Source organism: Novosphingobium sp. ERW19, assembly GCF_012641315.1.
Classification (GTDB): Bacteria; Pseudomonadota; Alphaproteobacteria; order Sphingomonadales; family Sphingomonadaceae; genus Novosphingobium.
This window is the reverse complement of the sequence record NZ_JABAIC010000039.1, coordinates 1-934: the sequence shown is the minus strand read 5'-3', so window position 1 is coordinate 934 and position 934 is coordinate 1. Positions and strand designations below refer to the sequence as shown.

The following is a 934-nucleotide window of genomic DNA, read 5'->3' as shown; positions in this document are numbered from 1 at the left end:
TAAGTGCCTGATTCAGAAGTTTCTCAATTCCAGCAATATCTTGCGGTTCGGCGCGTGAGCATTCGGATTGAAGCTATGAGTGCCCATGCGGTTGAAGACGCGATGGACTTTTCCCAGTCCTTGGCAAGGCGTCGGCAGCGGCCAAGCCATGCGAAGGTTCGCTCTACAACCCATCGGCGTGGTAGCACCTCGAAGCCCTTGGCTTTGTCGGAACGCTTGATGATGTCGATAGTCCACTTGCCCATGCCGACAAGCGCGGATCGCAGTTTATCACCTGCATAGCCGCCGTCAGCGAAGACATGGCGTAACCATGGAAACCGCGTCCGGACGGCAGCCAGCACATCGACAGCACCATCGCGATCCTGAATGTCGGCGGCGTGGACGAGAATGAAGATCAGAAAGCCGCATGTGTCGGTCAGGATGTGTCGTTTGCGGCCTTTGACCTTCTTGCCTGCGTCAAACCCGGAAACTCCGCCACTTTCCGTGGTCTTCACCGATTGGCTGTCGATCACTCCAGCACTGGGCGAGGCTTCGCGTCCTTCGATTTCCCGCAGGTTCATAACCAGCACGGTGTTGATGGCCTCGAACAGACCGGCATTGCGCCAGGCGTAAAAGTAGCGCCGCACCGTCGACACCGGAGGGAAGCATTTGGGCAAGAGTCGCCACGCGCACCCACTCGCGGCTACATAAAGCAAAGCGTTGAGGACTTCGCGCATGTCTGCCGTTCGAGGTCGGCCTCCACGCCTTGCCGGAGGCACGAATGGCTCTGCCAGCGCCCACTCCGCATCCGTCATATCCGATGGATATCGCAATCCCTCCCGGCTATGCTCGCGCCGGGCAATACCAGTCCATGTCACCATTCACTCCATCTCTTCGCAAAGAGGCGTGAATCACAACATGCTGGTATTGCTCAACAACTTTCGGTTCGGGCTCT

General features: G+C 57.7%; 1 protein-coding gene. It reads right to left on the bottom strand.

The annotated features are described in order from the left end of the window. Positions 1 to 23: 23 nt before the first annotated feature. Entirely contained in the window at positions 24 to 860 is an 837-nt protein-coding gene (locus HGI46_RS21805) for an IS5 family transposase (RefSeq protein WP_062346270.1), read from the bottom strand. Positions 861 to 934: the final 74 nt, after the last annotated feature.